The organism is Streptomyces sp. NPDC005962 (genome assembly GCF_040629205.1).
GTDB lineage: Bacteria > Actinomycetota > Actinomycetes > Streptomycetales > Streptomycetaceae > Streptomyces.
The window spans coordinates 243,942-266,484 of the sequence record NZ_JBEXVE010000006.1 but is presented as its reverse complement, the minus strand read 5'-3'; the positions used below and the strand labels follow the sequence as shown (position 1 = coordinate 266,484).

Here is a 22,543-nt window from a genome sequence, read left to right as displayed (position 1 = left end):
CCGATGTTCATCGAGGCGGACACCGGGCGCTGCTGCGGATCGGGCATGTGCGCGCTCGTCGCGGGCGAGCTGTTCGACCAGACGGAGGACGACGGCACGGTCATCGTGTTACGTCCCGAAGTGCCCGAGGCGGCGGAGGGGGCCGAGGGCCTGCGGGAGCTGGCGCTGGAGTGCGAGCGCAACTGCCCGTGCGGCGCGATCTCCGTCCGTACCGGCGGCCCGGCCCCCGGGAGCGGCGCATGAGCGACGAGCAGCACATGACCGGCGAGCGGCGGCTGGACCCCAGCGAGGCGTTCCACGCGTCGATCGACTGGGCGGGCAACTACTCGGCGGTCTGCGAGGGAACGGTCGACGCCGAGGCGCTGGGCCGGGCGTTCACGGTCCTGTCGGCCGCCGCCCCGCTGCTGCGCGGCCGCCTGATCCGGGACGACGAGGGATTCCGCTTCGAGGTCGACGAGCGGCCGCGGGCGGAGTTCACCGTCCGCGGGGGCGGCGAGGCCGCGTACCGGGAGGAGATGATCAGGCGGCTGGACTCGTCCCGGTCCCTGGCCCGGCTCACCCTGGTCCGGGGGCCCGGGGGCGAGGGCTCCCGGCACCACGTCATCCTGACGCTGCATCACGCGATCGCCGACGCGGGCGTCGGCATCGCGCTCTTCGCGCGGCTGTGGGAGATCTACACCGCCACGGTCACCGCCGCTCCAATCCCCGGGGCGGCGACCGCGCTGCCCACCTCGGCCGAACGGCTGCTGATCGCCCGCGGGGCGGGCCGGGCCGACGGATACGGGCCGGGCTGGGACGACGACGCCGGGGCCGTCTCCCGCGCCCTGTCGGCGGCCGCGGGCGCCTTCGAGCTGCCCGCCTCCGAGGTCGCCAGAACACGCCTCGACCGGGACACGACCCGGCGGCTGACCGAGTCCGTCTCCGGCTTCGGCCTGTCGCTGCACGGCTTCCTGTGCGGCGCCGTGCTCGTGGCGTGCCGCGACGAGCTGCGGGAGGAGAGTGGACCGACGCGGCTGGTGTGCGGGTCCCCGGTCGACCTCCGGGCCTGGCTGTCGCCGCCGGTCGGCCCGTTCGAGGCGACCAACTTCGTGGCGGGCATCGAATTCCCGGTCACCGTCCCCGAGTCCGCCGACCCGCTGGTGGTCGCCCGGGACGCCACCGAGGGGCTGGACGCGGCCATCGCGGCCATCGTCCCCGAGCGCGTACTGCTCGACTCCGGGCGGTTCTCGGGCTCGGCGGTGGAGGTGGTGGACTACGCCGTCTCCAACATCGGCCGGATACCCGGCCTGGCCACCCCCGAGGGGCTGACCGTCACCGACTTCCGCGGCTACACGTCCACGACCGTCCCCGGCATGCCCCTGTTCCTGGTGAGCGTGTACGACGGGCGGCTCAGCGTCGAACTGATCTCGGCCGCCGGCCTGCTGACCGCCGACCGGCGCACCCGGGTCGTCGAGCGGCTCGGCGACATCCTGCGCTCGGTCCCGGGCCCGGGCATCGCGAAGACCGCGGGAAAGGCAATCCGTGACTGAACACTCCCCCGCCGAAACCCACGACGCCGCCTCCTCCATCGCCGTCGTCGGCATGGCCGGACGCTTCCCCGGCGCGGCGGACATCGACGGCCTGTGGCGGCTGCTGAGCGAACGGGGCGACGCGATCGGCCCCGTACCGCCGGACCGGTGGGATGCCACGGCCCCGCTGGACCCGGAGCGGCACATCCAGGACGTCGGCGGCTTCCTCCCCGACATCGGCCTGTTCGACCCCACGTTCTTCGGGATCTCGCCGCGCGAGGCCCCGGACCTCGACCCGCAGCAGCGGCTGATGCTGGAGGTCGCCTGGCAGGCCCTGGAGGACTCCGGGCGCCCCGCGGCGGACCTGCGCGGCTCCCGTACCGGTGTGTACGTCGGCGCGATCTGGCACGACTACGAGCAGCTGCGCAAGGAACGCGGCGCGGCCACCACCCAGCACAGCCTGGTGGGCAACGTCCTGGACGCGATCGCCGCCCGCGTCTCGTACTTCCTCCAGCTCCAGGGGCCCAGCCTGGTCGTGGAGACCGGGTGCTCGTCCTCGCTGGTGGCGCTGCACCTCGCCGCGCGGGCGCTGCGCCTCGGCGAGATCGAGGCGGCCATGGTCGGCGGGGTCAATCTCCTGGTCCACCCCGACACCTCGATCGGGCTGACCCACTTCGGCGGGCTGTCCCCCACGGGCCGCTGCCACTCCTTCGGGGCCTCGGCCGACGGGTTCGTCCGCGGCGAGGGCGTGGTCGCCCTCTGCCTCAAGCGGCTGGACCGGGCGCTGGCCGACGGCGACCGCGTCCACGGCGTCATCGTGCACACCACCGTGAACAACGACGGCGGCGGCAAGAGCCTGGTCACCCCGAACCCGGCGGCGCACGAGGCGCTGCTGCGCACGGCGTACGCGGAGTCCGGCGTCCCCGTCGGCCAGGTCGCGTACGTGGAGGCGCACGGCACCGGCACCCGGCGGGGCGACCCGATCGAGGCGACGGCGATCGGCCGCGTCCTCGGTACCGGACGCGGCGGTTCCCCGCTGCCCATCGGGTCGGTGAAGAGCAACATCGGCCATCTGGAGGCGGCGTCGGGCCTCGCCGGGCTGGTGAAGGTGCTGCTGGCGCTGCGGCACCGCACGGTCCCGCCGAGCCTGCACTGCGAGGAGCCCAACCCGGAGATCGACTTCGACGGGCTGGGCCTGCGCGTCGCGACGGAGCCGCTGCCGCTGCCGCGCGGCGGGCCGCTCTACGCGGGGCTGAACTCCTTCGGCTGGGGCGGCACCAACGCCCACGTCATCGTGGCCCCCGCGCCCGAGCGGCCCGCCGGGCCGGAGCCCCGGGCCCGGCGGGCGGGGCCCGTGCTGGTGCCGGTCTCCGCCCACCAGCCCGGCGCACTGCGCGACCGGGCCGCCGAGCTGGCCGGTCTCGCCGCGGAGGCGCGGATCGCGGACGTGGCGGACGTACTGGCCCACCACCGCGACCACTTCGGCGTCCGGGCGGGGTTCGTGGCGGACGACGGCGCCGAGGCCGCCCGGCAGCTGTCCGCGTACGCCGCCGACCCCGGCGCCGACATCCCCGGGGTGGTCACGGGGCGGGCGCACGCCCACCGGCGCACCGCGTTCGTCTTCCCCGGACAGGGGTCGCAGTGGGCGGGCATGAGCACGGCGCTGTACGCGGGCGACCCGGTGTTCGCCGCGGCGGCCCGGGCGTGCGCGGAGGCGCTGCGTCCGCATGTGGCGTGGGACCACGATCCGGTCGAGGTGATCGCGGGCCGGGCGGGCGACGGCTGGCTGGACCGGCTCGACATGGTGCAGCCGGTGCTGTGGGCCGTCTCGGTCGGGCTCGCCGCGGTCTGGCGTGCCGCCGGGGTCGAGCCGGACGTGGTGGTCGGGCACAGCCAGGGCGAGGTGGCGGCCGCCACCGTCGCGGGGATGCTGAGCGTCGAGGACGCCGCCCTGATCGTGGCCCGGCGCAGCGCGCTGGTGGCCCGTACCGCGGGCGAGGGCGGCATGCTGGCGGTGGAGCTGGGCGCGGACGCAGCCCGGCGGGCGCTGGCGGGGTCGGAGGACGTGCTCTCCCTCGCGGTCGTCAACGGGCCCCGGTCGTGTGTGCTCTCGGGGGAACTCGGCGCGCTGGCCGCGCTGAAGAAGACCCTGGAGGCCGACGGGGTGCACTGCCGCACGGTGAACGTCGACTACGCGTCCCACAGCCCGCAGATGGACTCGCTGGCCGGGGAACTCCTCGCCGCGCTCGCGCCGGTCCGGCCCCGGCCGGGCCAGATCCCGCTGCGGTCGACGGTCCTGGCGCGCACGGCCGGGGCGGCCGAGCTGGACGCCGGGTACTGGGTGCGCAACCTGCGGCAGCCGGTGCTCTTCGCGGACGCGATGGGCGCCCTGCTGGAGGAGGGGGTCAGCCATGTCGTGGAGGTCGGTCCGCACCCCCTGCTGGTCCCCGCCGTCGAGGAACTGACGGCGGAACAGGAGGAACCGGCGCGGGTGGTGTCCACCCTGCGGCGGGACGCCGGTACCCCACGGGACTTCGCGCTCGCCCTCGCCGCCGCCTACGCCACGGGCCTCGCGCCCTTCGGGCCCGCCACGGGGAACCCTCCGGCGGTCGCGCTGCCCGGCTATCCGTGGCAGCGAAGCCGGTTCTGGGTGGACGGGGAGAAGCGCCGCCCGGCCCGCGCGGGTGCCCGTTTCGACGTCACCCTGCTGCCGTCCCCCGGCGGGCGGGGCGTCTGGCACGGCACCGCGGAACTCGGCACGCCCGACCACCCGTGGCTGGCGCACCACACGGTCCACGAGGCGGTGGCGGTGCCCGGCGTGGCCATACTGACGCTCCTGCTCGGCGCGGTGGCCTCCCGCACCGGCGAGCTGCCCACGGCCCTGACCGAGGTACGGTTCTCCACCGATCTGACCCTGGACGGCGAGCGGTCGGCCCTCGTCGGCGCGGACTGGTGTGACGACCTGGCCGAGGGCGGCACCGTCACGCTGCGCTCGCTGCAGGAGGGGACCACGTCCTGGCTGACGCACGCCTCGGCGCATGTGCGGCTCGGGGAGGTCCCACCGGTGAGCGAGGAGTTCCCGGACCGTCTGCTGGCGGAACCGGCGCTCGACATCCCGGCGTTCTACGAGGACTGCGCCGGGCGCGGCCTCGGCTACGGGCCGTCGTTCCGTACCCTCGCCTCCCTGCGGGTGTCGGGCGCGGGCCGGACCGCGCTGGGCGAGGTGCGGGCGACCGGGCGGTGGCCCGCCGGTCCCCGTCCGGGGCTGCTCCACCCCACCGTGTGGGACGGCGCGCTGCAGGCCCTGCTGGCGCTCGACGGGGTGGCGGGCGACGGCCGGGCCGTCGTGCCGACCGGTGTGCGCCGCGTCCTGGTGCACGCGCGACCGGCGGAAGCCGTGACGTCGGTGTGGTCGTACCTGGTCCGGCGCGACGACACCCACGTCGATGTGCATCTGTACGACGCCGCGCGCACCCCGCTGATGACCATGGAAGGTCTGACGGTGCAGACCCTGGACCGCGGCAACGCGGCGGGCGGCGAGGCGGGCACCGGCGGGGAGCGGCTGCACCGCCTGGCGTTCCGTCCGGTGCCACGGACCGGTGCCACCGCGCCCCGCGGCGGCACCTGGCGCGTCCATGGCCCCGGACACGGACCCGGCGACGCGGCGGCCGCGGCGGTGGCCGACGCGCTGCGCGCGGCCGGGGCCGAGGTGACGGACGTATCCACTCCGGAGACCACCGGCCTGGTGTACCTCGCGCCGCGCGGGGACCTGGCGGCCCAGCGGTCGGGGCTGCTCGAACTCACCGAACTGGTCCGCGCCGCCACGGCCGAGGGCACCGTGTCGCGGGTGGTCGTCGTGACGGCGGGCGCCCAGGCGGTGGCCGACGGGGATGGCGTGGACCCGGGTGCCGCGCTGTTCTGGGGCTTCTGCCGGGTGCTGCGGCGGGAGCACCCGGAGCTGGACCCGCTCGTGCTGGACGTGGGGCCCGACGGCCCCTGGGCGGCGGTCGCGGCCGAGGCGCTCGCACGGGACGGCGAGGACCAGGTGGTGCTGCGCGGCGACACCCGCCACGCAGCCCGCCTCACCCGGGGGTCCGCCCGGGAGACGGGCCTGCCGGAGGTGGTGTGGCGCACCCCGCCGCAGCCGTTCCGGCTGGCCACCGGCAGGCCGGGGTTCTTCGACGCGCTCGGCTACCGCCCGCTGCGGCGTACCGCCCCGCCGCCGGGCCACATCGAGATCGAGGTGACCGCGGCCGGGCTGAACCGCATCGACGTGGTGAAGGCGCTGGGCACCTACCCCGACCCGTCCGACGCGGAGATGTTCGGCAACGAGTGCGCGGGCCGGGTGGCGGCGGTCGGCGACGGGGTGGCCGGATTCGCGGTCGGCGACCGGGTCGTCGCCGTGGCCCCCGGCTCGCTGGCCTCCCATGTCACCGTGCGCGCCGACCACGCCCGGCCGCTTCCCGACGGGATGGACGACGCGGCCGCCGCGGGCGTTCCGGTGGCCCTGCTCACCGCCTGGTACGGCCTGCACGACCTGGCCCGGATGGAGCCCGGTGAGACCGTGCTGATCCACTCCGGCACCGGGGGCCTGGGGCTCGCCGCGATCGGCGTGGCACGGGCGCTGGGCGCCCGGGTGATCGCCACCGCGGGCAGCGCGGAGCGGCGGGAGTACCTGCGCACGGAACTCGGCATCGAACATGTCTTCGATTCCCGGGAGCTGTCCTGGGCCGGGGCCGTACGGGAGGCCACCGGGGGACGCGGTGTGGAGGTCGTGCTCAACTCGCTGACCGGCGCGGCGATCGGGCAGGGCCTGGAGGCGCTGGCGGAGGACGGCCGGTTCATCGAGGTCGGCAAGACGGACATCTGGGCCGACCGTTCGCTGGGGCTCGGCGCCTTCCGCAAGCGCGTCACCTTCACCGCGGTGGACCTGGCCGGGGTGGCCCGCACCCGCCCCGAGCGGATGGCGCGGCTGCTGCGCGACGTCTGGGACCGGGTGACGACGGGACGGCTCGACCCGCTGCCGACCACGCGGTTCCCCTTCGCGGCGGCGGCGGACACGCTGCGCACCATGTCGGCCGGTCATCACATCGGCAAGTTCGTGCTGGTCGATCCCGCGTCGGTGGTCTCCGTGGCTCCCCGGCCGCTGCCGTTCCGCGACGACGCGAGCTATCTGATCACCGGCGGGCTGGGGGCGCTCGGCCTGTCCCTCGCCGCGTTCCTGGCCGAGGGCGGGGCGGGGGCGCTCGTCCTGCTCGGCCGGTCCGCGCCCGCTCCGGAGGCCGCCGCCCGTATCGAGGCGATGCGCCGCGACGGCGTCCGGGTGCGCGTGGTGACGGCGGACGTCGCGGATGCCGCCGCGCTCACGGCCGCACTGGCCGAGGTGCGCGGGGAACTGCCGCCGCTGCGGGGAGTCGTCCACGCGGCGGCCGTGCTCGACGACGCGACGATCGGCACCCTGCGCCCGGAGAGCGTCGAACGGGTGCTGGCGCCCAAGGTGGACGGCGCGGTCAACCTCGACCGGGCGACCCGCGAGGACCCGCTCGACTTCTTCCTGCTGTTCTCGTCGATGGCGGCGCTCGTCGGCAACACCGGGCAGGCCGCCTACGCCGCCGGAAACGCCTTCCTGGACGCCCTCGCCGTCGCACGCAGGCGGCGCGGTCTGCCCGCGCTGTCGGTGCAGTGGGGGCCGTTCGCCGAGATCGGTCTCGCCGCCGCCGACAACCTGCGCGGGAACCGGCTCGCCGACCGCGGCATGGCGGGCTTCCCGGCCGCCGAGGCGTGGTCGGCGCTGCGCGCGCTCCTGGCGGGCGGCGAGGAGGACGTGGTCGGCTACGCGCCCCTCGACCTGCCGCGCTGGTTCGAGGCCAACCCCGAGACGCTCACCCAGCACACCTGGCAGGAGCTGCGCGAGGCCGCCCCGGGCGGCGGTGGCGCCGGTGGCGGGTTCGCCGCCCGGGTGCGCTCGCTCGGCCCGGAGCGCCGCCAGGAAGCGGCCTGCGAAAAGGTGTGCGAGCTGGCCGTGCGGGTGCTGAGCCTGGAGGAGACGGGCATCGAGCCGGACGTCCCGTTCCGGTCGCTGGGGCTCGATTCCCTGATGAGCATCGAGCTGCGCAACCGGCTGGAGACGGCGTTCGACCTGAAGCTGCCCCCGACGATCCTGTGGACCTGCCGCAACGCGGAAGCGCTCGCCGCGGAGCTGTGCGGGAGGCTCGACGAGACCCCGGGCGGCTGACGGCCGGCCCCCGCCCCGGCGTGCCTTAAACGCCGGGGCGGACCAGGCCCGTTTCGTAGGCGATGACCACCAGTTGGGCCCGGTCCCGCGCGCCCAGCTTCGCCATCGCCCGGTTGACGTGCGTCTTCACGGTCAGCGGGCTGACCTCCAGGCGGGTGGCGATCTCGTCGTTGGAGTGGCCGCCCGCGACCTGGACCAGCACCTCGCGCTCGCGCCCCGTGAGGGCGTCCAGCCGGGAGGCGTCGTACGCGCTGTCGCCGGAGCCCGGGGCGCCCTGGGCCAGGAAGCGGGCGATCAGGCCCTTGGTGGCGACCGGGGAGAGCAGCGCCTCGCCCGCCGCCGCGATGCGGATGGCGGCGAGGAGTTCGCCGGGTTCGGCGCCCTTGCCGAGGAACCCGCTCGCCCCGGCCCGCAGCGAGTCCACCACGTACTCGTCGACCTCGAAGGTCGTCAGCATGACGACGCGGACGTCCGCGAGCCGCGGGTCCTCGCTGATCATGCGGGTGGCGGCGAGTCCGTCCGTACCGGGCATGCGGATGTCCATCAGCACCACATCGGCGCCCTTGGCCCGCACGATGTCGACCGCCTCCGCGCCGTCCGACGCCTCCCCCACCACCTCCATGTCGGGCTCCGAGTCGACGAGCACCCGGAACGCGCTGCGCAGCAGCGTCTGGTCGTCGGCGAGCAACACCTTGATCGTCATGAATCCCCTCCCCTGCGGGTCTGCAGGGGAAGTGTCGCCCGTACCTGGAACCCGCCCTCGGGGCGGGGGCCCGCTTCGCAGGTGCCGCGCAGTGCGGCGACCCGTTCCCGCATCCCCAGCAGCCCGTGCCCGCCGCCGTCGTCCCCGGACGGATTCCCGACGCCGTCGTCCCGCACCGTGATCTCCAGCGCGCCATGGGTGCGGACGATGCGGACCTCGGCCCTGACCTCGGGCCCGGCGTGCTTGTGCACATTGGTCAGCGCCTCCTGGACGACCCGGTACGCGGTGAGGTCCACCGAACCGGCGAGCGTCCCGAGGCCATCCCGCGCGGGCGCCTCGACCTCGACCCGCATCCCGGCCCGTACGAAACCGTCCACCAGCTGGTCGAGGACGCCGAGGCCCGGCGCGGGCTCGGTGGGGGCGGCGGGGTCGCCGTACTGCCGCAGCAGGCCGACGGTGGCGCGCAGTTCGTCCAGCGCCGAGCGGCTGGCCTGGCGTACGTGCGCGAGCGCCTCCTTGGCCTGGTCCGGGCGGTTGTCCATGACGTGCGAGGCGACCCCGGCCTGGACGTTGACCAGCGCGATGTGGTGCGCGACGACATCGTGCAGCTCACGGGCGATCCGCAGCCGCTCCTCGGCGACCCGGCGCCGGGCCTCCTCCTCGCGGGTGCGCTCGGCGCGCTCGGCCCGCTCCTCGATCGCGGCGATGAAGGCGCGGCGGCTGCGGACGGCGTCGCCCACGGCGGCGGCAAGCCCGGTCCAGGCGAAGATGCCCCAGTTCTCCTGCGCGTACCAGGGGGTCAGCCCGAAGAGCATCCCGGTGCCGGTGAGCAGCAGGGCCGTGACGGCGCCGATCCGCCAGGTGGTGGACCGGTCGGTGCGCGCGGCGACCGTGTAGAGCGCGACCACGACCCCGAACACGATGGAGGTGCGCGGCGGCCCGTCATCGTTGGTGACGATCTCGATGACGCTGATCGCGCAGGTGAACGCCAGCACCGCGCGCGGCAGCTCACGGCGCAGGACGAGCGACGCCGAGGTGAGGGTGGCCAGCAGCCCGAAGAACGCGCCGACGTGCTGGTGGTCGCGCAGATGCGGGTTGGACACCGCGCCGATGAGGATCAGCGCGAGGCAACTGGCGGCCACGAGGGTATCGAGGGCGCGCGGATGGGCGGCCAGCCAGCGGTACGGACGGGCCAGGCCCGGCCCGACGGCGAGGGGAGTCACGGAATCCAACGGTAAACGCCGCGCCGGGCCGCTTCGGCGGCGTCCCGCCCCGGGCCCCCGCACGGCACCGCGGAGCTCCGCCGTGACGCGGTCTGCGACCCGGTCTGTGACCTGGGCTTTGGCTTGGGGGGACGCGCGGTCTGCGGGCACTGTGTTCAGCCCGGGATGAGGCCGTCGTCCTTGAGCATCGCCTTGACTTCCTCAAGGGTCGCCTCGGGAGCGGGCAGGATCAGCCCCGACGGCTCCAGCGTGTCGGCGGGCAGCGGCTCACCCGCGGCGCGCACCGCGTCGAGGAGCGCGCCGAGCGTGCGCCGGAAGCCGTCGTGGTCGCCGCTCTCGATCGCGGCGAGCAGATCGTCGTCCAGCTTGTTGAGTGCGGGCAGCTGACTGTCGTCCACCCGCACCTGCCCCTCCCCCATGATCCGTACGATCATGACGACCTCCTTGGGACGCCGGGACGCCGTAAGGCCACGCCCGGACGAGCGGCGGCGGCTACTGCTTGTCGAACTTGTGCTGATTCTGCGACTGCTGCGCCTGGTCCTGCGTGCCGCCCTCGATCGCCTGCTGCGGGCTGCCACCGGCCAGCTCGGCCTTCATCCGCTGGAGCTCCAGCTCGACATCCGTACCGCCGGAGATCCGGTCCAGCTCGGCCGCGATGTCGTCCTTGGCCATCCCGGACTGGTCGTCGAGCGCGCCGGAGGCCAGCAGCTCGTCGATCGCGCCCGCGCGGGCCTGCATCTGCGCGGTCTTGTCCTCGGCGCGCTGGATCGCCATGCCGACGTCGCCCATCTCCTCGGAGATGCCGGAGAACGCCTCGCCGATCCGGGTCTGCGCCTGGGCCGCGGTGTAGGTGGCCTTGATCGTCTCCTTGCGGGTGCGGAACGCGTCGACCTTGGCCTGCAGCCGCTGCGCGGCCAAGGTGAGCTTCTCCTCCTCGCCCTGCAGCGTCTGGTGCTGCGTCTCCAGGTCGGTGACCTGCTGCTGCAGCGCGGCACGGCGGGACAGCGCCTCGCGCGCCAGGTCCTCCCGGCCCAGCGCGAGCGCCTTGCGGCCCTGTTCCTCCAGCTTGGTGGACTGGCCCTGCAACTGGTTCAGCTGCAACTCCAGGCGCTTACGGGAAGTGGCCACGTCAGCCACCCCGCGCCGCACCTTCTGCAGCAGCTCCAGCTGCTTCTGGTACGAGTAGTCAAGGGTCTCGCGCGGGTCCTCGGCCCGGTCCAGGGCCTTGTTGGCCTTCGCGCGGAAGATCATCCCCATACGCTTCATGACACCGCTCATGGGCCTCGCGCGCCCCCTTCTGACGGACTTGTGGCACCAGCACACCCAACAGACCCAGCCTACGGGCCCTGCTTCCATTACCGCACTGTTCCGCCCGCCTCGCGCTCCTCCTGCAGGACGATCGCGCTCCGGGCGCCTCCGGCGCAGGGAGGACCGCGACCACTCCGGTCACTCCGGGTCACCCCGCCCCCCCCCTGTCCGGAATGCCCGGTTCGCCGTACTCGCAGCGGGAAAGCGGTTGCGGGATCTTTCCCCCTGACGCTGGGGCCCACACCCGTCTACCCGTACCCTTGGGCTTTGTGTTCCGAAGCCGTTCCAAGGATGAGCAGGCCGCCACCGCCAAGGTGACCGCGGACCAGCCGCAGCAGACCCGTGACCCTCAGGCGCCCAAGGGCCGCCCGACGCCGAAGCGCAGCGCTGCCCAATCGCAGCGCCGCAGCCTGGCGAATACGCCGACGACCCGCAAGGACGCCGCCAAGCGGCAGAAGGAGGCCCGCCGCGCCGACCTGTCCCGCCAGCGCGAGGCGCTGGCCGGTGGCGACGAGCGTTACCTGCCCGCCCGCGACAAGGGCCCGGTGCGCCGTTTCGCCCGTGACTTCGTGGACTCGCGGTTCGTCATCGCCGAGTTCTTCCTGCCGCTCGCCGTGCTGATCATGGTGCTCAGCATGATCCAGGCCGGGGCCATGCAGAGCTATGTGCTGCTGCTGTGGATGGTCGTCATCGTGCTGATCGTCGTGAACTCGTTCCTGATCGCCTTCCAGCTCAAGCGGCAGCTGAGCCAGAAGTTCCCGGACGAGAAGCTGCGGGGCGTCATCGCGTACGCCCTCATGCGCACCCTCCAGATGCGCCGGCTGCGTCTGCCCAAGCCGCAGGTCAAGCGCGGAGAGCGGCCCTGAGCGGGACCTCCGGCTTCGCCGGTGGGGCGGCCGGCTGGCTCGGCGGCCTCGGAAGCTTACGGAACACGGTCCGGCAGGCCCTGGTCGCCCATCAGCTCGATGAGCAGATCACCTCGCGGTTCCGGTTCGACCAGCGGCTCAGAGTGCTCGACGTCGGCCCCGGCCAGGGCACCCAGGCCCTGCGATTAGCCCGCGCCGGTCACAAGGTGACCGGCGTCGAATCCGATCCCGCGATGCTGGAGGCGGCCCGTACCGCGCTGGCCGACGAGCCCGAGGGCATCCGGAAGCGGGTGCGGCTGCTGGAGGGCGACGGCCGGGAGACCGGCGCGACGTTCCTGCCCGGCGCCTTCGACGTGGTGCTCTGCCACGGCGTGCTGATGTACACGGCCGAACCGGACCCGCTGCTCGCCGGGCTGGCCCGGGTGCTCGCCCCCGGCGGCCTGCTCTCGCTCCTGGTGCGCAACGGCGACGCGCTCGCGATGCGGCCGGGGCTGGCCGGTGACTGGGACACCGCGCTCGACTCGTTCGACTCCCCTGAGTACACCAACCGCCTCGGGCTCCCGGTGCGCGCCGACCGGCGCGAGGAGCTGACCACCACGCTCACCGCGATCGGGGCGCCGCTGCACGCCTGGTACGGGGTGCGGGTCTTCACCGACCAGGCCCCCGACACCGCCGAACCCCCGCCGTCCCCCGAGTGGGACCGCCTGCTGGCCGCCGAGGAACGGGCCGGGCGCACCGATCCGTACCGCTCGGTGGCCGCGCTGCTGCATCTGTGCGGTGTGCGCGGCGGAGGCTGACGCTTTCGGTGGCGGCGCCCGGAGGCGCCGCCACCGAGCGATGCCCTACTCCGCGTGCAGACTCATCGGGCCGTAGATCTTCGAACCGTCCTCGAAGAGCGTGACCTGTTCCGCCCCGCCCTCCAGGAGGGCCTTCCACTCCTCCCCGATCCATGACTCCGCGTCCCCCTGGGTCGGGAACTCCTCGGGCTGCACCGCGGGTGCCGTCTCCGTCCCGTCGGACTTCTCGAACCGCCACGTCCAGGCCATGTCCGCCTCCTCCATTCCCACCGGTCGACACGTGATATCTGCCCGCAGCCTAGGCGACTGATCACTCCGTACGGCGCCGAACGGATCGGTACGCCCGCGCGGAGGGTGACCCGGCGCGCCCGGCCCACGGGGACGCGAGACGATCGGGGCGTGGAACTCACTCTTCTGGGCACCGGGGCCCCCGACGGACTGCCGCGCCACGGCTGCCCCTGCGCGGCCTGCGCGACCGCCGTCGGCGACGAGGCGCGGGCGGCGACGGCACTGCTGATCGACGGCGCGCTGCTCCTCGACCTCACCCCGGGCGCCGCGTTCGCGGCGGCGCGGGCCGGATACTCGCTGGCCGGGGTGCGGCAGGTGCTGCTGTCGCATCCGCACGCGGGCCCCGCCGTCGAGTTCCCGGCCGGGCTTCCGGCGCCGGGGCGGGTGCCCGACGGGCGTGAGCTGGCCCTGATCAGCGGGCACCGGGTGCGGGCGCTGGCGCTGGACTCGCCCGGTACGGGGTACGAGGTGTCCGGCCCCGACGGCACCCGGCTGCTGTATCTGCCGCCGGGCGGCGCCCTGTCCGGGCGGGCGGTCCCCGCCGAGCCGTACGACATGGTGCTGCTCGACGTCCTCGGCCGCCCGGACGCGCTGGCCCGGCTCCGGTCGTCCGGCGGCGTGGGCGCCACCACCGACGTCGTGGCCATCCACCTCGACCACACCGTGCCGCCCGGCGCCGAGTTGCACCGCCGCCTGGCCACGGCGGGCGCGCGGGCCGTACCGGACGGGACGACCCTGGTCGTCGGCGAGTACCACGAGGTGCCGGATCTGCCGCGGCGCACGCTGGTGCTGGGCGGGGCGCGGTCCGGCAAGTCCCTCGAAGCGGAACGGCGGCTGGCCGCCTTCCCCGACGTGCTGTACGTGGCGACCGGCGGCACCCGGGACGGCGACCGGGAGTGGGCCGCCCGCATCGCCGCCCACCGCGACCGGCGGCCCGGTTCGTGGCGCACCACCGAGACCTGCGACCTGGTGCCGCTGCTGGCGGAGGACGGCGCCCCGCTGCTGATCGACTGTCTGTCGCTGTGGCTCACCGACGCGATGGACGCGGTCGGGGCCTGGGACGACGAGAAGTGGGCCCACGGCGGTGAACGCGCCCTCCACGAACGGGTCGCCGCCCTCGTCGCGGGCGTGCGGGCGACGGAGCGGACGGTGGTGGCGGTCAGCAACGAGGTCGGCGCCGGGGTGGTCCCCGCGACGGCGGCGGGGCGCCGCTTCCGGGACGAGCTGGGGCGGCTGAACGCGGCGTTCGCGGGCGAGTGCGAGCAGGTCCTGCTGGTGGTGGCGGGCCAGCCGCTGCCGCTACGCGGCTGACCCGGTTTCTCCCCCACCCCGCCCCTCCCCGACCCCAGGGGCTCCGCCCCTGGACCCCGCTCCTCAATCGCCGGAGGGGCTGGATCGTGACCTGGTTGTGGGCAATCGTTCCGCGGGGCGGAACGGGTGGGCACAACCCGGCCACCGGGCCGCACCCGGCAACGAAACCCCCGGCGCGGCAGCGCAGACCCGCCCCGGGTCGGGACCGCGCCCGGCGGGGACCCCGGGGGCGGGGGCCCAACAGCAGGCGCCCGGTAGGGTTCACGCGTGAGCAGCGGCCTGAATCTCGATGACTTCGTCGACCTGATCGAACGCCCCGACGGGGGCATCCGACGCGACGCCGAGGAGCGGCGGGAGCGGCTGGTGCCGCCCCCCGGCGCACTCGGGCGGCTGGACGAGCTGGGCGAGTGGCTGGCCGCCGCTCAGCAGCAGGTGCCGGTCAAGCCCATCGAGCAGCCCCGCGTGGTGCTGTTCGCGGGCGACCACGGCGTCGCGGAACTCGGCGTCTCCACCCGCCCCGCGGGCAGCGCCCACGAGCTGGTCCGCGCCGTCATCGACGGCGAGAGCAGCGTCGCCGTGCTCGCCCGCCGCTTCGGCGTACCCGTGCGCGTCGTCGACATGGCCCTGGACTGCGACCCCGCCGACCTGCCCGAAGCGGTCACCCGGCACCGGGTGCGCCGGAGTTCGGGGCGGCTCGACATCGAGGACGCGCTGACCGCCGAGGAGGCCGAGCAGGCGTTCCGTACCGGCATGGCCATCGCCGACGAGGAGGCCGACGCGGGTACGGACCTGCTGGTGCTCGGCGACCTCAGCGTGGGCGGCACCACCGCCGCCGCCACCCTGACCGCCGCGCTGTGCGGCACGGACGCGTCCGTGGTGACGGGGCGCGGCGGGGCCGGGATCGACGACCTCGCCTGGATGCGCAAGTGCGCGGCGATCCGCGACGGGCTGCGCCGGGCCCGCCCGGTCCTCGGCGACCAGCTCCAGCTGCTGGCCACGGTCGGCGGCGCGGACCTCACCGCGATCACCGGCTTTCTGCTCCAGAGCGCGGTGCGCCGCACCCCCGTGATCCTGGACGGCGTCGTCTCGGCGGCCTGCGCCCTGGTCGCCCAGCGGGTGGCGTTCCGCGCCCCGGACTGGTGGCTGGCGGGCCAGGCCAGCGGCGAACCCGCGCAGGAGAAGGCGCTCGACCGGATCGCGCTCACCCCGCTGCTCGACCACGACGTCACGGTCGGCGAGGGCGCCGGGGCGCTGCTGGCGCTGCCGCTGGTCCAGGCGGCCGCGGCGCTCGCGGGGGAACTGCCCGAGCGGGTGGCGGAACAGGCGGAACAGACCGAGGAGACAGAAGAGGCCTGACGGGTCCTCAGGACGGTTCGGAGAAGCCGCCGATCCAGTCCTGGACCCGCCGCCGCACCCCGTCCCAGCGCGCGTCGTGGCGCGCGGCCCGGCGGCGGGCCCGCGCCCGGGTGCGGGGCCGGTGGCGGTAGACGCGGCGCGCCCACGGCGACCCGGGACGCGCCAGCCGTACCGCGCCGACGATCGCCACCAGCGGCACCAGCACCCCGATCACCGCGATCCGCAACTTGCCCTTGACCAGGGCCAGCAGGGCGAAGGCGAAGTTGACGGAGACCTCCGCGACCACCGCCCCGCGGTCGCTGCGCTCGGCCGCCGACACCTCGTTCACCCCGAACGGCAGGAAACCGCTGAGCACCAGGGCGACCAGGGCCGCGGTGACCACGACGACCTCGACGCTCTGCCTGCCCTGCTCCGACCAGTAGACGTCGTGCAGATGAAGGATCAGCGCGAACTCGTCGAGCACCAGCCCCGCGCCGATCCCGAAGAGCACCGCCGAGATCGCCGCCCCCGCCCCGTGCCGCGCGCTCGCGACCGCGCCGAAGCCGCCGATGACGGTCAGGATCACGCCGGGCACCACATGGTGCACATGCAGCCCGCCCGGGGTGACGTTGCGGAACGGGCCCTTGCCCGCCTTGATCAGCCGGGTGACGGTGCGCGTGATCACGAACGAGAGGATGAACGAGGCCAGCGCGAGGAGCAGCGGCAACTTGCCGGGCTCGACGATGTTGCGTTCCCACCAATGGCCCATGGCCCGTCAGCGTCGCGCGATACCCTGCGGCGCGATGGACACCACGCCGGAGCAGTCCCCCGACCGCCAGCCGGATTCGGACCCGGAGCAGCCGCCGGAACCGGACCCGGAGATATCCCCGGGCCCCGGCCCGCAGACACCGACGGGCCCCGGCCCGGAAATACCGCCGCGTCCGGCGCACCCCCCGCGCGCCTCCCTCGACGACGGCCTCCGCTTCGCCTTCGGCACGCTCACAGCGCTGCCCGTACGGGTGGCGCGCTGGGATCGTGAGGCGGCGCGCGTGGGCATGCTGTGCGCCCTGCCGGTCGGGCTGACGGTCGGGCTGTGCGCGGCCGCGGTGGGCGGTGTGCTGCTGTTCCTCGGCGCCGGGCCGCTGCTCGCGGCGGTCGCCACCGTCGCCGTACCCGCCGTACTGACCCGCGGCCTGCATCTGGACGGGCTCGCGGACACCGCCGACGGCCTCGGCAGCGCCAAGCCCGCCGCCGAGGCGCTGCGGATCATGAAGCGGTCGGACATCGGCCCGTTCGGTGTCATCACCCTGCTGTTCGTGCTGCTCGCGCAGGTGGCGGCGCTGGCCGAGCTGTACGGGCAGAGCTGGACGCGCGGCGCGGTGGCCGCCGCCGCGGCGGGGCTCGTCGCCCGCTGCGCCCTGACCCTCTCCGCCCGCCAGGGGATGCCCGCGGCGCGTCCGGAGGGGCTGGGCGCCGCGGTCGCGGGCGTGGTGCCGCCCCGGGCCGCCGCGGTCGCGGCCGCGCTGGCCGTCGTCGCCTGCGCGGGGGCGGGCGCGCTCGTCGGGGTGTACGCGATACCGACGCACGCGCTGGCGGCGCTGGCCGGACTCGGCGCCGCCGATCTGCTGTCACGTCACTGTGTGCGCCGCTTCGACGGGGTGACGGGCGACGTCTTCGGCGCCCTCGCCGAAACGGCGGCCACGGCGACCCTGGTCATCCTCACCTTCGGTTGAGACGTCCGGATCTTCGGCTGAGACATCCGGGCCTTCGGCCGAGGCGTCCGGATAAGGCTTCGGCGCCCAGGAGTCGGGCCGGGCCTTGAAATAGGGTTGTGCCGAGGCTGACCACATCCGGTGTCGGCCGGCGAACAACCGGAAGAGGGACCCGACCACTGTGACTGCTCTGACTCTCAGCACCTCCTCCGCCGCGACGCTGCGCGCGGATGCTCTCGTCGTCGGTGTGGCGAAGGGGGCCAAGGGCCCCGTCATCGCCCCGGGCGCCGAGGCCGTGGACAAGGCGTTCGACGGGAACCTCGCCACCGTTCTGGAGACGCTCGGCGCGACCGGCGCCGAGGGTGAGGTGACCAAGCTGCCCGCCGCGGCCGGGCTCAAGGCCCCGGTCGTGCTGGCGGTCGGCCTGGGCGAGGCCCCGGCGAAGGGCGACGGCTTCGCGCCCGAGACGCTGCGCCGTGCCGCGGGGGCGGCCGCCCGGGCGCTGGCGGGATCGAAGAAGGGCGCGTTCGCGCTGCCGGTCGAGGACGCGGCGGACGCGGCCGCGGTCGCCGAGGGCGCGTTGCTCGGCGCGTACGCGTACGACAAGACCAACGGCAACGGCGCCAAGAACGGCAAGGCCGCCAAGGGCGCCGCGAAGGACGCCAAGGACGGCAAGGACGCGAAGAACGACGGTCCGCTCGCCGAGGTGGCCCTGCTCGGCGGCAAGCCGCGCGACAAGGAGTACAAGTCGGCGGCCGAGCGGGCCACGGCGCTGATCGCCGAGGTCAACCGGGCCCGCGACCTGATCAACACCCCGTCCAACCTGCTCGACCCGGCCTCGTTCGCGGCGGCCGCCGTGACCGCGGCCAAGGAGCACGGGCTGAAGACGGAGGTGCTGGACGAGAAGGCCCTCGCGAAGGGCGGATACGGCGGCATCCTGGGCGTGGGCCAGGGCTCGGACGCCCCGCCGCGGCTGGTGCGGATCGCGTACACCCACCCCAAGGCGGAGAAGACCCTGGCGCTGGTCGGCAAGGGCATCACGTACGACTCGGGCGGTATCTCGCTGAAGCCGGCCGGTCACAACGAGACCATGAAGTGCGACATGAGCGGCGCGGCCGCGGTGTTCGCCGCGGTGGTGGCGGCGGCCAAGCTGGGGCTGCGGGTCAACATCACCGGCTGGCTGGCGCTGGCCGAGAACATGCCGTCGGGTTCGGCGACCCGTCCCGGCGATGTGCTGTCGATGTACAGCGGCAAGACGGTCGAGGTGCTGAACACCGACGCCGAGGGCCGTCTGGTGCTCGCGGACGCGCTCGCCCGCGCGTGCGAGGAGAAGCCGGACGCGATCGTGGACGTGGCGACGCTGACCGGTGCGATGGTCCTGGCGCTGGGCAACCGCACGTTCGGGATCATGTCGAACGACGACGCGTTCCGCACCGCGCTGCACGAGATCGCGGAGGAGGCGGGCGAGGCGTCCTGGCCGATGCCGCTGCCCGCCGATCTCCGCAAGGGCATCGAGTCGCCGGTCGCCGATCTGGCGAACATGGGCGAGCGCATGGGTGGCGGTCTGGTGGCCGGTATCTTCCTGAAGGAGTTCGTCGAGGACGGCATCGCCTGGGGTCACCTGGACATCGCGGGTCCGGCCTTCAACGAGTCCGGCCCGTTCGGCTACACCCCCAAGGGCGGCACCGGCTCGGCCGTCCGCACCCTGGTACGGCTGGCGGAGCGTACCGCCGACGGGGATCTAGGCTGAACGGCAGGACCCATACCGGGTCAGGACCCAATACCGGGTACTGCCCGGTAACCCCTGATCCGGGGTCCGGAGATATCGAACACAGCGGCCCCGCGTCCCGCCTTCCGTCAACAAGTGCGAAGATGTTGCCCGGCAGGACAGGGCCCCCACACCAGGGCTGCGAGCAAGTAGCGGCCGAACAACCGACGCCGCCCGGCCACCGATGGCCGGCCCGGCGCACCCATGCATGGAGGACGTGACGTGGCGAACGACGCCAGCACCGTTTTCGACCTAGTGATCCTCGGGGGCGGCAGCGGCGGTTACGCCGCTGCCCTGCGCGGGGCACAGCTGGGCCTGGACGTCGCCCTGATCGAGAAGGACAAGCTGGGCGGCACCTGTCTGCACCGCGGCTGCATTCCCACCAAGGCTCTGCTGCACGCCGGTGAGCTCGCCGACCAGGCTCGTGAGGGCTCGGAATTCGGCGTGAAGACCACCTTCGAGGGCATCGACATCGAGGGCGTGCACAAGTACAAGGACGGCGTGGTCTCGGGCCTGTACAAGGGTCTGCAGGGTCTGATCGCGTCCCGCAAGGTCACCTATGTGACGGGCGAGGGCCGGCTGTCCTCGCCGACCTCCGTCGATGTGAACGGCGAGCGCTACACCGGCCGCCACATCCTGCTCGCCACCGGTTCGGTGCCGAAGTCCCTCCCGGGCCTGGAGATCGACGGCGAGCGCGTCATCTCCTCTGACCACGCGCTGGTCCTGGACCGGGTTCCGAAGTCCGCGATCGTGCTGGGCGGCGGCGTCATCGGCGTCGAGTTCGCCTCCGCGTGGAAGTCCTTCGGGGCCGACATCACCATCGTCGAGGCGCTTCCCCACCTCGTCCCGGTCGAGGACGAGAGCAGCTCCAAGCTGCTGGAGCGCGCCTTCCGCAAGCGCGGCATCAACTTCTCCCTCGGCTCCCGCTTCTCGGGCGTCGAGAACACCGCCGACGGCGTCAAGGTCTCGCTGGAGAACGGCAAGACCTTCGAGGCCGAGGTGCTGCTCGTGGCCGTCGGCCGCGGCCCGGTCTCGCAGGGCCTGGGCTACGAGGAGGCCGGGGTCGCCATGGACCGCGGCTACGTCCTGGCCGACGAGTACATGCAGACCAACGTCCCGACGATCTCCGCCGTCGGTGACCTGGTCCCCACACTTCAGCTCGCCCACGTCGGCTTCGCCGAGGGCATGCTGGTGGCCGAGCGTCTGGCCGGCCAGAACCCCGTTCCGATCGACTACGACGGCGTGCCCCGGGTGACGTACTGCCACCCCGAGGTCGCCTCCGTCGGCATCACCGAGGCCAAGGCCAAGGAGCTGTACGGTGCGGACAAGGTCGTCACCCTGAAGTACAACCTCGCGGGCAACGGCAAGAGCAAGATCCTCAAGACCACGGGCGAGATCAAGCTCGTCCAGGTCCGCGACGGTGCTGTCGTCGGCGTCCACATGGTCGGTGACCGCATGGGCGAGCAGGTCGGCGAAGCGCAGCTGATCTACAACTGGGAGGCGCTGCCGGCCGAGGTCGCGCAGCTCGTCCACGCCCACCCCACCCAGAACGAGGCGCTCGGCGAGGCCCACCTGGCACTTGCCGGCAAGCCGCTGCACTCGCACGACTAATCATCCCGAGCGCGAACAATCCGCAAAGATCGTTAAGGAGCAACCGAAAACCATGGCGGTTTCCGTAACCCTGCCGGCGCTCGGCGAGAGCGTGACCGAGGGCACCGTCACCCGTTGGCTCAAGGCCGAAGGTGAGCGAGTCGAGGCCGACGAGCCGTTGCTCGAGGTCTCGACCGACAAGGTCGACACCGAGATCCCGGCGCCCAGCGCCGGTGTGCTGACGTCCATCAAGGTGGCCGAGGACGAGACGGTCGAGGTCGGCGCCGAGCTGGCCGTCATCGACGACGGCGAGGGCGCCCCGGCCGAGGCCCCCGCCCCGGCCGCCGAGCCCGCTCCGGCGGCTCAGCCCGAGCCCGCCCCGGCCCCCGCGGCCGAGGCCCCGGCCCCCGCCGCCGCCCCGTCCGGTGGCGCCGAGGGCACCGATGTGGTCCTCCCGGCGCTCGGCGAGAGCGTCACCGAGGGCACCGTGACCCGCTGGCTCAAGGAGGTCGGCGAGTCGGTCGAGGCCGACGAGCCGCTCCTGGAGGTCTCCACCGACAAGGTCGACACCGAGATCCCGGCGCCGACCGCGGGCACTCTGCTGGAGATCCTGGTCGGCGAGGACGAGACCGCCGAGGTCGGCGCCAAGCTCGCCGTGATCGGCGTGGCCGGTGCCGCTCCGGCCGCCGCGCCCGCCGAGGCCCCGGCCGCCCCCGCCCCGGCTCCCGAGCCGGTCAAGGAGGAGGCCCCGGCCCCCGCTCCGGAGCCCACCCCGGCCCCGGCCGCTCCGGCTCCGGCGGCCGCCCCGGCCCCGGCCGCCAAGGCCCCGTCGATCCCGGCTCCGACCTCCCCCGAGGCCGAGGGCGCGTACGTGACCCCGCTGGTGCGCAAGCTCGCCGCGGAGAACGGCGTGGACCTGGGCACCCTCAAGGGCACCGGCGTCGGCGGCCGCATCCGCAAGCAGGACGTCATCGCCGCCGCCGAGGCCGCCAAGGCCGCGGCCCAGGCCCAGGCGCCGGCTCCGGCCGCCGCCGCGCCGAAGGCGGCCAAGCAGGAGGTCTCCCCGCTGCGCGGCCAGACCATCAAGATGCCGCGGATGCGCAAGGTCATCGGCGACAACATGATGAAGGCGCTGCACGGCCAGGCCCAGCTGACCAGCGTGGTCGAGGTGGACATCACCAAGGTCATGCGGCTGCGTGGCCAGGCCAAGGAGTCGTTCGCGCAGCGTGAGGGCGTCAAGCTCTCGCCGATGCCGTTCTTCGTGAAGGCCGCCGTCCAGGCGCTGAAGGCCCACCCGGCCGTCAACGCCCGGATCAACGACGACGACACGATCACGTACTTCGACGTGGAGAACATCGGCATCGCGGTGGACGCCGAGAAGGGCCTGATGACCCCGGTCATCAAGGGCGCCGGCGACCTCAACATCGCGGGTATCTCCAAGAAGACGGCGGAGCTGGCGGGCAAGGTCCGCTCCAGCAAGATCAGCCCGGACGACATGTCCGGCGCCACCTTCACGATCAGCAACACCGGCTCGCGCGGTGCGCTGTTCGACACGGTCATCGTGCCCCCGAACCAGGTCGCCATCCTGGGCATCGGCGCGACCGTCAAGCGTCCGGTGGTCATCAACCACCCGGACCTGGGCGAGACCATCGCGGTGCGCGACATGACGTACCTGGCGCTCTCCTACGACCACCGCCTGGTGGACGGTGCCGACGCGGCCCGCTACCTGACCGCGGTCAAGGAGATCCTGGAGGCCGGCGAGTTCGAGGTCGAGCTGGGCCTCTGATCCCCTCCGGCAGACGGCCGCGCCCCGCACGGGCTTCCGTGCGGGGCGCGGCCCTTTTTCATGCCTACGCTCACGCCACCTGGATAATGACTTCCGTTCACCACTGGTTCCGA

Annotated in this window: 17 protein-coding genes; 11 read left to right on the top strand and 6 right to left on the bottom strand. The window is 74.0% G+C overall.

Going from position 1 to position 22,543, the window contains the following annotated elements; translation table 11 throughout:
- Window positions 1-3 precede the first annotated feature (3 nt).
- The 3 genes from ABZ370_RS13240 to ABZ370_RS13230 are packed head-to-tail and all read left to right on the top strand — an operon-like array spanning window position 4 to window position 7,743.
- Window positions 4-243, top strand: coding sequence for a ferredoxin (locus tag ABZ370_RS13240; RefSeq protein WP_358619709.1), 240 nt, complete (start codon window positions 4-6; stop codon window positions 241-243).
- Window positions 240-1,529, top strand: a complete 1,290-nt coding sequence (locus ABZ370_RS13235; RefSeq protein WP_358619707.1) for a hypothetical protein — start codon at window positions 240-242, stop codon at window positions 1,527-1,529. Before ABZ370_RS13240 ends, ABZ370_RS13235 begins: the two co-directional genes overlap by 4 nt.
- The gene (locus ABZ370_RS13230) at window positions 1,522-7,743 is read left to right on the top strand and encodes a type I polyketide synthase (RefSeq protein ID WP_358619705.1); all 6,222 of its coding nucleotides are present in this window, start codon (window positions 1,522-1,524) and stop codon (window positions 7,741-7,743) included. Before ABZ370_RS13235 ends, ABZ370_RS13230 begins: the two co-directional genes overlap by 8 nt.
- A gap of 25 nt (window positions 7,744-7,768) precedes the next feature.
- Here the strand turns inward: ABZ370_RS13230 and ABZ370_RS13225 are convergent, their stop codons facing one another.
- The 4 genes from ABZ370_RS13225 to ABZ370_RS13210 form a co-directional block, all read right to left on the bottom strand.
- Entirely contained in the window at window positions 7,769-8,446 is a 678-nt protein-coding gene (locus ABZ370_RS13225) for a response regulator transcription factor (protein ID WP_358619704.1), read from the bottom strand.
- Window positions 8,443-9,678, bottom strand: coding sequence for a histidine kinase (locus ABZ370_RS13220; protein ID WP_358619703.1), 1,236 nt, complete (start codon window positions 9,676-9,678; stop codon window positions 8,443-8,445). Before ABZ370_RS13220 ends, ABZ370_RS13225 begins: the two co-directional genes overlap by 4 nt.
- Before the next feature lie 146 nt (window positions 9,679-9,824).
- Entirely contained in the window at window positions 9,825-10,103 is a 279-nt protein-coding gene (locus ABZ370_RS13215; RefSeq protein WP_358619702.1) for a hypothetical protein, read from the bottom strand.
- A gap of 58 nt (window positions 10,104-10,161) precedes the next feature.
- The gene (locus ABZ370_RS13210; protein ID WP_358619700.1) at window positions 10,162-10,935 is read right to left on the bottom strand and encodes a PspA/IM30 family protein; all 774 of its coding nucleotides are present in this window, start codon (window positions 10,933-10,935) and stop codon (window positions 10,162-10,164) included.
- A 215-nt stretch (window positions 10,936-11,150) separates the two neighbouring features.
- On the opposite strand from ABZ370_RS13210, the gene ABZ370_RS13205 reads away from it, so the two are divergent.
- Complete coding sequence (locus ABZ370_RS13205) at window positions 11,151-11,843, top strand: DUF3043 domain-containing protein (RefSeq protein WP_358619699.1); 693 nt, start codon at window positions 11,151-11,153, stop codon at window positions 11,841-11,843.
- An 80-nt stretch (window positions 11,844-11,923) separates the two neighbouring features.
- Window positions 11,924-12,640, top strand: coding sequence for a methyltransferase domain-containing protein (locus ABZ370_RS13200; protein ID WP_358619880.1), 717 nt, complete (start codon window positions 11,924-11,926; stop codon window positions 12,638-12,640).
- Window positions 12,641-12,685: 45 nt separating this feature from the next.
- Here the strand turns inward: ABZ370_RS13200 and ABZ370_RS13195 are convergent, their stop codons facing one another.
- Entirely contained in the window at window positions 12,686-12,889 is a 204-nt protein-coding gene (locus ABZ370_RS13195; RefSeq protein ID WP_039942100.1) for a hypothetical protein, read from the bottom strand.
- A 150-nt stretch (window positions 12,890-13,039) separates the two neighbouring features.
- Here ABZ370_RS13195 and ABZ370_RS13190 point away from each other — a divergent pair, with 150 nt between their 5' ends.
- Window positions 13,040-14,239: a bifunctional adenosylcobinamide kinase/adenosylcobinamide-phosphate guanylyltransferase gene (locus ABZ370_RS13190; protein WP_358619698.1), complete on the top strand. Its 1,200-nt coding sequence runs from the start codon at window positions 13,040-13,042 to the stop codon at window positions 14,237-14,239.
- 279 nt (window positions 14,240-14,518) lie between these two features.
- Entirely contained in the window at window positions 14,519-15,595 is a 1,077-nt protein-coding gene (gene cobT / locus ABZ370_RS13185; protein WP_358619878.1) for a nicotinate-nucleotide--dimethylbenzimidazole phosphoribosyltransferase, read from the top strand.
- Between the two features lie 7 nt (window positions 15,596-15,602).
- Here cobT and ABZ370_RS13180 read toward each other — a convergent pair whose 3' ends face one another.
- Window positions 15,603-16,343: a hypothetical protein gene (locus ABZ370_RS13180; protein WP_358619697.1), complete on the bottom strand. Its 741-nt coding sequence runs from the start codon at window positions 16,341-16,343 to the stop codon at window positions 15,603-15,605.
- Between the two features lie 34 nt (window positions 16,344-16,377).
- Between ABZ370_RS13180 and ABZ370_RS13175 the strand changes: the two genes are divergently transcribed.
- From ABZ370_RS13175 to sucB, 4 genes are all read left to right on the top strand, one after another.
- Window positions 16,378-17,307 carry an adenosylcobinamide-GDP ribazoletransferase gene (locus ABZ370_RS13175; RefSeq protein WP_358619696.1) on the top strand — a complete coding sequence of 310 codons (930 nt, stop codon included), beginning with the start codon at window positions 16,378-16,380 and terminating at the stop codon, window positions 17,305-17,307.
- A 160-nt stretch (window positions 17,308-17,467) separates the two neighbouring features.
- Entirely contained in the window at window positions 17,468-19,036 is a 1,569-nt protein-coding gene (locus ABZ370_RS13170; RefSeq protein WP_358619695.1) for a leucyl aminopeptidase, read from the top strand.
- A gap of 240 nt (window positions 19,037-19,276) precedes the next feature.
- A complete protein-coding gene (gene lpdA, locus ABZ370_RS13165; RefSeq protein ID WP_358619694.1) occupies window positions 19,277-20,665 on the top strand; it encodes a dihydrolipoyl dehydrogenase in 1,389 nt (462 codons plus the stop codon).
- A 52-nt stretch (window positions 20,666-20,717) separates the two neighbouring features.
- Window positions 20,718-22,430 (top strand): 2-oxoglutarate dehydrogenase, E2 component, dihydrolipoamide succinyltransferase, encoded by a 1,713-nt coding sequence (gene sucB, locus ABZ370_RS13160; protein WP_358619693.1) that lies wholly within the window; start codon window positions 20,718-20,720, stop codon window positions 22,428-22,430.
- Window positions 22,431-22,543 lie beyond the last annotated feature (113 nt).